The 7,913-nt window shown below is 68.9% G+C and carries 9 protein-coding genes and 1 pseudogene; 6 read left to right on the top strand and 4 right to left on the bottom strand.

Annotated elements, in window-relative coordinates; all coding sequences use genetic code 11:
* Window positions 1-109 precede the first annotated feature (109 nt).
* Window positions 110-673 carry a bacteriocin fulvocin C-related protein gene (locus tag IEZ07_RS36400; RefSeq protein WP_373868896.1) on the top strand — a complete coding sequence of 188 codons (564 nt, stop codon included), beginning with the start codon at window positions 110-112 and terminating at the stop codon, window positions 671-673.
* A gap of 224 nt (window positions 674-897) precedes the next feature.
* Here IEZ07_RS36400 and IEZ07_RS31410 read toward each other — a convergent pair whose 3' ends face one another.
* On the bottom strand, window positions 898-1,386 hold the full coding sequence (locus tag IEZ07_RS31410; protein ID WP_191898121.1) for a Clp protease N-terminal domain-containing protein: 489 nt from the start codon (window positions 1,384-1,386) through the stop codon (window positions 898-900).
* Between the two features lie 222 nt (window positions 1,387-1,608).
* Here IEZ07_RS31410 and IEZ07_RS36080 point away from each other — a divergent pair.
* The 5 genes and pseudogenes from IEZ07_RS36080 to IEZ07_RS31385 all read left to right on the top strand — a co-directional run.
* Window positions 1,609-1,767 (top strand): annotated as a pseudogene (locus IEZ07_RS36080) (transposase); the annotation flags it as partial.
* A gap of 106 nt (window positions 1,768-1,873) precedes the next feature.
* The gene (locus IEZ07_RS31400; RefSeq protein ID WP_191898120.1) at window positions 1,874-2,413 is read left to right on the top strand and encodes a helix-turn-helix domain-containing protein; all 540 of its coding nucleotides are present in this window, start codon (window positions 1,874-1,876) and stop codon (window positions 2,411-2,413) included.
* Window positions 2,410-3,009, top strand: a complete 600-nt coding sequence (locus IEZ07_RS31395) for an IS630 family transposase (RefSeq protein WP_239321109.1) — start codon at window positions 2,410-2,412, stop codon at window positions 3,007-3,009. The genes IEZ07_RS31400 and IEZ07_RS31395 overlap by 4 nt, the downstream gene beginning before the upstream one ends.
* A gap of 25 nt (window positions 3,010-3,034) precedes the next feature.
* Window positions 3,035-3,649 carry a DUF1707 SHOCT-like domain-containing protein gene (locus IEZ07_RS31390; RefSeq protein WP_191898119.1) on the top strand — a complete coding sequence of 205 codons (615 nt, stop codon included), beginning with the start codon at window positions 3,035-3,037 and terminating at the stop codon, window positions 3,647-3,649.
* A gap of 138 nt (window positions 3,650-3,787) precedes the next feature.
* Window positions 3,788-4,657 carry an alpha/beta fold hydrolase gene (locus IEZ07_RS31385; protein ID WP_191898118.1) on the top strand — a complete coding sequence of 290 codons (870 nt, stop codon included), beginning with the start codon at window positions 3,788-3,790 and terminating at the stop codon, window positions 4,655-4,657.
* A gap of 7 nt (window positions 4,658-4,664) precedes the next feature.
* On the opposite strand, the gene IEZ07_RS31380 is transcribed toward IEZ07_RS31385, so the two are convergent.
* The 3 genes from IEZ07_RS31380 to IEZ07_RS31370 all read right to left on the bottom strand — a co-directional run bounded on the left by IEZ07_RS31380 (window position 4,665) and on the right by IEZ07_RS31370 (window position 7,912).
* Window positions 4,665-5,237: a hypothetical protein gene (locus IEZ07_RS31380; protein WP_191898117.1), complete on the bottom strand. Its 573-nt coding sequence runs from the start codon at window positions 5,235-5,237 to the stop codon at window positions 4,665-4,667.
* Between the two features lie 140 nt (window positions 5,238-5,377).
* Window positions 5,378-6,781, bottom strand: coding sequence for an amidase (locus IEZ07_RS31375; protein ID WP_191898116.1), 1,404 nt, complete (start codon window positions 6,779-6,781; stop codon window positions 5,378-5,380).
* Window positions 6,782-6,880: 99 nt separating this feature from the next.
* The gene (locus IEZ07_RS31370) at window positions 6,881-7,912 is read right to left on the bottom strand and encodes a hypothetical protein (RefSeq protein ID WP_191898115.1); all 1,032 of its coding nucleotides are present in this window, start codon (window positions 7,910-7,912) and stop codon (window positions 6,881-6,883) included.
* Window position 7,913 lies beyond the last annotated feature (1 nt).

Raw genomic sequence — 7,913 nt, 5'->3', positions numbered from 1 at the left:
CGTCAGATGATCGAGAAGAGGCAAGCGTCAACGGCCCTGGTGAGGGCCGCTGTGGCATAGGACCGTCTCCACGTTTTCGGGGGATTGACAGAAAGCCCGCGCCTGGGTGATGGCCAATCTAAACCGGCTTCCACAGGACTATGTGACGTTTTCTCAGCACACTGCCCCTTATCGCAGGGCGATCTATGCGAAGCTCGACCCATCTGTCAGGTCTCGCTTGTGGATAGATCACTTCGCGCAATACCGTCGAGCGCATCCCGACCTGTCGCCCAGACAGCAGAGAATCTTGGCCGATCTCGAAGCGTACGTCAGGATCCCATCGAACCTCCACAGGCGTTCTCCCGATGAAGACAGAGGGGATGAACGCCTCAAGTTCGAGGTAATTGATGCGTTCGGCAAGGACGAGGCACGCAACCTGGTGGCCAACCTCGGCCCAGCGGAATCAGCACGGACCGCCCCTACCAATAGCGCCCTCGCCGCCTCGGTGGACTGTGAATGCTCAATTGAGAGCGATTGGTGCGGGGGTAGCTGGAAATGTTTCTATTATCGCGACTGCAGGAACGTCTGGGACGGATGCGGCTGGCTGTATAGCTACGATTGCATCGGCATGTGCATGCTTAAATGCACAGGCGTAGCGGGCGACGACTCACCGAGCATCAACGCTGCTTGCTGAGGCGGCGTTCCAAAAGGCACAGAGTAACTGATATCGTCGACGTCCTCGCCAGATCCGATCATGACCCCCCGGGTTCTATTAGAGCTAGGTAAATTCAAATAACGTCGCGAAAAGAACGCGGTCTGATATAGAGTCCTCGATGGCCGTTTCCATCGAGGACTCTTATCCTCCTGCCTATCGAAATAGCGATATCTCGCGTCCTCGACCAGCTGTTCTCGCTCGCGTCATGCCTGCCGACCCTCTACTTCTCTTGCCAATACACTGATAACCCCTTGGCGGGCCCTGGAGAGATCCGATCCTCGTGCCACCAGGATACGAGCCGCAGCACTCTCCCCTTCTCCGATAAGACCGAGTAGAAGATGCTCGGTGCCGATATGGATGTTTCCGAGCCGGACGGCCTCATTGCGCGACAGTTCCATAGCCTGCTCAGCCTGGGAGGTGAACTGAATCTCCTCTGGAGATTCATGCGTGCCGCTTTCAAGGTATTGCCTTATTTCGGCTTGTACGGCCTGCAAGCTGATCCCCAGATCGCGAAGCACGTCAGCGGCAAGACATGAATCGAAGCGCACCAATCCCAGTAGAAGATGTTCAGGAGAAACGCGGTTGTGCTGATATTCCCCAGCTTCCTCTCGGGCCAGATTTAGAACTTGTATCGCGTGATCAGTGAGCAGGCGATCCAGAGGTCGACGCAGAACCTTTCTTCTCCTCCACATCCTCCGCACGGAACATCTCCCATCGCGAGACTCGAATATATACTCGAACGCTAATCAAATCACCATACATGATTAAGTCTCAGAATGGCAACACTTCCGGCGAATGTGAAATTCGCCGACTTCGGTTGCTGCACCAACACGTTTAGAGGGTGTCTGAAAAGCTGGCGTTCGCGTCGCTGTTCAGCTGCCTGCGGGTGTGCGTTGCTGGGCGTGGGAGGCCCCATGCCCGATCCCCGATGCCCCTACCCGACCGATCTCACCGACGCCGAATGGGCGCTGCTGGAACCGTTGGTCCCCGCCCCGAAAAGCGGAGGCCGCCCGGTCCTGCACGCGCGTCGGGAGATCGTGGACGCGATCTCCTACCGGCTGCGGGCCGGCTGCTGCCGCACGATTTCCCGCCCTGTGCTGCGTTCCTCAACGGGTATGGAGATTGTCACCGCTCGGTTGCCTTGCCCAGGGGAATCCTTCCTGGCGGGAGGGTCCTGTCATGCCGAAACTGCTGCGCGCCCGGGCGCCGCGCGATGCCCAGGAAGAACGCCAGATCCGCAAGCTCGCCGGAGCCCGTCACGCTCCGGCCGACTGGATCCAGCGCGCCAGGATCGTGATGCTGAGCTGGAACGGGATGCGCGGCCCGGCCATCGCCGCCCAGGTCGGCTGCCATCCCGAAACGGTGCGCCGCCGGCTGCGCCGCTTCAACGCCGAGGGTCTGGACGGTCTCGGCGACCGGCCCGGCTCCGGTCGCAAACCGCGCCTCACCCAGGCCGAACGCTCACAGATCATCGCGCTGGCCAAGAGCACCCCGCCCGGCAGGTTGCGCTGGCGCACCTGGGGTGAGCTGGAAGCCACCGACGAGACCGGTCCGGCGGTGTGGACCCTGGACGCGCTCACCGCCGCAGCCCGCGGGCAGGGCATCGCCGTCGGCCGCTCCCAGGTCCGGCGGATCCTGCTGGCCGAGGGGGTGAGATGGCGGCGCACCCGATCCTGGAGCACCAGCAAAGATCCCGGGTTAGCCGTAAAAGAACGATGATCGTCGGCCTGTACACCGATCCGCCGGAAGGCGCGGTCGTGGTCTGCGCCGACGAGTTGGGCCCGGTCGTGCCCCGCACGTTCCCGCCGGCACCGGCCTGGTCAGGAGACGGACGCCGGATCAAGGTCCCCCTGGAGTGCCGGCGCGGATCGGCCAAGACCTGGGTCTACGGTGCGCTGCGCGTGGCCGACGGCACCGCGGTGACGATGACGTCGCCCTCTCGCAACAGCGCGTCCTATCAGGAGTTCCTGCAGAAGATCGAGGACGTCAACCCGGGCACCGGTGACATCGTCGTGATCGCCGACAATCTGTCCAGCCACACCAGCCTCGCCACCCGTACGTGGCTGGCCGATCACCCGCGGATCCGGCACGCGTTCATCCCGGTCGGCGCATGCTGGTTGAACCTGCAGGAAGCGTGGTGGCGGATCTTCCGCCGGCATGCCCTGGCCGGGGTGTCCTTCGCCGGTCCGGGCGACATCGACCACGCCACCCGCATCGCGACCGCCCAGCTCAACCAGCGGGCTAAGCCGTGGATGTGGGGGCGTCCGCCACCGGCTCCCCGGCGCCTGCGCCGCCGGTTCGTCTACATGATTTGAGGAACGCAGCACTAGGGTGGGCATCATGACCGATCACCGGAAGTTCCGGGCGAGTGATCAGGATCGTGACAAGGTGGCGGAGATCCTCCGCGTCGCCGCCGGCGAGGGGCGCATCAGCCTGGAGGAGCTGACCGGGCGGATCGACCGCGCCTACGCCGCCCGCACTCTGGGCGAGCTGGACGAGATCGTGTCGGACCTGCCGGGGTACGGCGCGCCGTACCCGGCCGCCGCCCCTTCTCCCACGTCGGCCGGCCCTCCGTCCCGCGCGCCGACCGAGGGCGACGTACTGCGGCTCCACACGGGCAGCGGCAGGATCGTGCAGGCGGGCCGCTGGACGGTGCCCCGGCACATGAGCGCCGAGGCCGGCAGGTGGGGCAGGGTACGGATCGATTTCACCCTGGCCGACTGCCCGCACCGGGAGGTGCTGCTCGACGTCGAGATCACCTCCTGGTTCGGCGACATCGTCGTCGTGGTGCCCCGCGGCTGGTGGGTCCACGACGAGGAGGTCGTCCGGCGCCGGATGGGCGCCGTCCACAACCGCCCGCCGGTGCCGCTCGCGCCCGACGGCGTCAGCGTACGGCTCACCGGCCATGTGCAGACCGGCGACGTCTGGGTGCGCTACCGCAGGACCACCGCCTGAGCCCTGCTCATCGGCGGACGGCTTGAGCCGGCCCCGTCCGGCTCCCGGATCGGTCCCCGTCCGCAGGCTCACTCCCCCGGCCGCGGCCCTCGATTCCCCCTCGCGCCCAAGATCCACCACCTGATACGGTCCCCGATCATGGTCTACATGTCGTCCGGCGCCGCTCCCACGTTCGTACTGGTCCACGGTTCCGGCTCCAACTCGTTCATGTGGTCCTCCGTCCAACGCGAACTCGCCCTGCTCGGCCACCGCAGCCTCGCCGTCGACCTGCCGGGGCACGGCCTCGACGCGCAGTACCCCGTCGCCTACCAGGCGCCGCAGGATCTCGACGCGTGGGCTGCCGAACCGTCGACGCTGGCCGGGACCACCCTCCAGGACAACGTCGACGCGGTCGTCGGCGTCGTCCGCCGCGTGGCCGAGCACGGACCGGTGGTGCTGGTGGGCGCCAGCCTCGGAGGGACGACCGTCACCGGAGTCGCCAACACGATCCCCGGCCTGGTGGATCGGCTGGTGTACATCTCCGCGTGGGCGTGCGTGCAGCGGGCGAACCCGATCGAGTACATGCAGGAGCCCGAGTTCGCAGACAGCCTGATGCCGTCCCTGGCCGCGTTCAACATCGGAGACCCGGCTCGGCTCGGCGTCGGCCGGGCCAACTACCGCACCGCCGATCCGGCGCTGCTGGCCGGCCTCAAGGCGGCGACCATGGCCGACGTCACCGACGAACGGTTCAGGGCGTTCCTCAACATCCTGCAGCCCGACGAGTCGATCGCGGTGATGACGGCCGACGCCCGTGGTCACGCCGACACCTGGGGCACGATCGCCCGCACGTACATCCGCCTCACCGGTGACCGGTCCATTCCGGTGGCCATGCAGGACAGACTGATCGCCGAAGCGGATGCGCTGACTCCGGGCAACCCCTACGAGGTCCACACCCTGGACACCACACATGCGGGGTTCGTGTTCAGGGCAGCGGAAGTGGCGGCCATCCTCGACAAGTCAGCCGTCTAGCGACGGTTCAGAGCCGGATGCTCTTGATGATCTGCGTTAGCTCCGGCACGAGAGGCCGACTGGCCATCACGGTGACGACGACGCCCTTACGCTCGACCCAGCCCGCGTACCGGCCGTGGCCCAGCGCGCCGTCCCCCTCCCGGGTGAGCACCTGGCGAGCGCCGATCCGCACGGTCTCCGTGTCACCGGAGAACGTCCCGAGGTCGAACGGCGCGTTCTTCAGCTGCGCCGGCCCGCTCGCCTTCGGCCAGCACACCACTCTCACCCACAGCGACCGGTGTTCGGGGTCCACCTCGGAGCGGTCGTCCCCCCACTGGTAGCCGTACTCGGTGATCCCATCGTGCTCGTTGACGACGACCTGGCCGTAGGCGAAGCCCTTCGGGATGTGGCCGACACGGATCCCCTCGACGGTGGCGGCGCCTCTGGGCGGCATGTCGATCTCAGCACCGGACGACCGCTTCGCCGCTGCTCCGGTCGGGACGGGACAGGCGGGACGCTCCGCGGCCTGGGCGGGGAGCGCTATCAGCGCTGCGGCGACGGGCAGCGCGGACAGGACGGCGAGCTTTCGCATCTCGTTCATGCTCGATTTCGACGCGGCGGCTGTGAAGAAAGTTCGGCGCCGGGCGGCGGCAGCCGGTTCGCGTCGCTCGGTCCGGTGGGCCAGGGCGCCGGGTAGGCGTGTCACCCGATGCGGCGCGGCCCTCTGCGCGGAGCCGACGGTCAGCGGGGGTCGATCGGCGTCGGCGTCCCGGCCGCGGCCTCCACCACCGCGGCGGCCTCCAGGCACAGATCCTCGCGAAACCTCGGGCCGATGATCTGTACGGCCTGCGGCAGCGGCGCATCGGCCGAGGCGACCGGTACGGCGACCGCGGGCAGCCCGAGAAGGTTGACCGCCACGACCGTACGCATCGTGTCCGGCCAATCGTCCAGCCACCGGGGGTCGAGATCGGACCCGACGCGGAAGGCCGGACGCGTGCGGATCGGTGCGAGCATCAACGGGGTACGGCTCAGCTGCGCGCTCCACAGCCGCGCGATGGACGCCCGCTCCATCATCGGGTCGAACGCCCGCTCTCCTGCGGCCCGCGTCCAGATCGGCTCGTACGCCTGCCAGAAGCGCACGAACCCAGGAGAGGCGATCGCGTCCGCAGGAGGTCGCTCCCGGTGGGTCCGGCCGTGGTCCGACATGATCTGCGTGAAGATCTCGCTCGCCCGGGTGAGGGCCGGAGCCCGGCCTTCCTCGACCGGATGGCCCGCGTCCGCCAGGGCCGCGGCCGCGCGCTGCAGCGCGCCGGCCACCTGCGGGTCCAGCTCGGTCCCGTCGAGATCGGTCACCACACGGACCCGCACCGGCGCAGGCAGGGACGGACCGTACACGGGCACCGGCGCGTGCCACGGGTCCCCGCCGGAGCGCCCGCACATGTGCTCGAACGCCAGCCGCAGATCCCGCACCCGCCGGGCGACCGGACCGTGTACGGCGAGCAGCTGGAACGCGAAGGGAGTCGGCCCCGCCCCGTGCCCGGCCTGCGCCACCCTGCCCAGCGAGGGCTTCAGCGCGCTGACGCCGCAGCACTGGGCGGGCCATCGCAGCGAACCCGCACCGTCGTTGCCGATACCGAGCGGGGACATCCCCGTCGCCACCGCGGCCGCCTCCCCGCCGCTCGATCCGCCCGGCGTGTGTGCGGCGGACCAGGGGTTCACCGTCGCGCCGTGCAACGCGTTGTCGGTGTGCCAGCGCATACCGAACTCGGGCATGTTCGTGCGACCGATCGGGATCGCCCCCGCCGCGCGCAATTCGGCGACGGGGGGCGCGTCGGCGGTCGCCGCCGCCTCCCGCAGGGCGGCGATCCCCAGCGTCGTCGCCGACCCCCTGACGTCGATGTTCTCCTTCACCGTCATCGGTACGCCGCACAGGGGACCGACCGCGTCCCCGCGTGCGCGGGCTCTGTCGGCCGCGTCCGCCGCCGCGAGCGAGTCCTCCTCCAGTGTGACCGTGATCGCATTCACCTGGGGGTTCGTCGCGTCGATCCGCTGTAGATGCGCCTCGATCACCTCCCGGCACGAGACCTCTCCGGCGCGGATCAGCTCGGCCAGATCCCACGCGCCCAACGTCCACAGCTCCGCCATGGCGTCCTCCTCCTCGTCGGTCGTGCCGGGAAATCTAGGGAGGAACGCCGGAAAAGAGCAGTCTTGTCTTCTTCGGCGGCATCAGCCGCTCCGGTTCGTTCAGGGAGCGGCTGCTTTCGTCGCAACGCATAGGGGCCGGGTCCGGTTCTGGTAGGAGACGGCGGCGACGGCCAGCGCCCAGCCGTAGCCGCCGAACGCCAGCGACGCAGCCCCGCCGATGCCGAGCAGGCCGTCGCCCAGGAGGCCGGCCCCGGCGAGGATCCCGCTGCCGGTGCCGTACAGGGCCAGGGTCGGCGCGAGCACCCAGACCGGTGCCAGCGGCAGGAACCGGGGCACCCGCCGGCCCGCCAGCCACAACGTCCAGCGGGGGAAGACCATGCCCCACGGCCGGACGAGCCCCAGCAGCAGGAACACCGCCAGCCCGACGCCGCAGACCCCCGCCAGCACCATGGGCCAGGTCGGCCGGAATCCGCCGGGCTCGATGCCGGGGACGCCGGCCGCGCCGAGGGCGTGCAGGGTGAGGTAGGGAAGGAACGCGCAGCAGCCGGCGTAGGCGATCCGCCGTACCACCGGGGGCGCCGCGTGCGGCGCGGGATGCCTCCGGCCCGACGCCTGCGGCGGATGCGCCCGGCCGCACCGGGGGCAGAGGCCGGCGCTGCGGCGGGCGTGCGCCAGCGCGGCGGCCGTGAACAGGGCTCCCACGACGGCCAGGCACAGCCGCTCGGCGAAGGTCACCCAGTCGCTGTCGCCGTGCCGGTCGGTGACCGTACCGGTCAGGACCAGCTGGACCAGGTTGAGCAGCACCCAGCAGCTCCCCACCAGGGCCAGCGCCGCCACGCCCCACGCGCCGGCCGACACGGCACCAGGCGGCAGTCGTGCGCCCCAGGGGCGTACGGTGGCGGCCGCGACCGCGGATCCGACGAGCAGCACGGCCGCGCCCGGCCACGTGACGTCGGGCAGACCGAGGTCGGTGACGCCGAGGAAGGAGCGGTACCCCTTGAGCGCGGCCACCAGCAGCACACAGCCGTACGCGGCGGCCGCGCCGCCGGCGGCGTGACCCGCCCATGAGGCCCACCGCCGCCACCAGGTCATCGATGACGCGACCGCATGGTCATCGGAACGGCTCCTCATG

This window comes from Planomonospora parontospora (assembly GCA_014647935.1).
In the GTDB taxonomy this organism is placed as follows: Bacteria; Actinomycetota; Actinomycetes; order Streptosporangiales; family Streptosporangiaceae; genus Planomonospora; species Planomonospora parontospora.
Note: the sequence above shows the minus strand (reverse complement) of the source record. Positions and strands in the feature narration are given on the sequence as shown.